The organism is Paenibacillus sp. F024 (assembly GCF_057814255.1).
The window spans coordinates 1-280 of sequence record NZ_JBVASZ010000171.1; the positions used below are offsets into that span (position 1 = coordinate 1).

1 protein-coding gene is annotated in these 280 nt (G+C 56.4%); it reads right to left on the bottom strand.

Annotated features, from left to right (window positions below; all coding sequences use genetic code 11):
- Positions 1 to 280, bottom strand: a 280-nt coding sequence (locus ACZYR9_RS27835; protein ID WP_488981523.1) for a nicotinate-nicotinamide nucleotide adenylyltransferase, incomplete at both ends; no start/stop codon positions are given.

A 280-nucleotide genomic window follows, 5' to 3' on the forward strand; every position in this document is an offset into this window, starting at 1 on the left:
CTCCGGTGTCATACCCCGGGCGGTGCAATCCCACAAAGGACACGAGCGTGATCAGCTCATCGATTCTATGCCATTTGGGCAAATACTGTCCCATATCCGCTCCAATAATGTAATAGAACTCATGCTCAGGATGCTGCGAACGGAGCATGAGTACGGTTTCTATGCTGTAGGATACGCCGCCTTTGCGCAGCTCAACCTCCGATGGCTTGAAGCTCGGATGGCCCTCCACGGCAAGGCATACCATCTGCCAGCGCTGCTCGGCAGATGCGCCGGGAGCCTG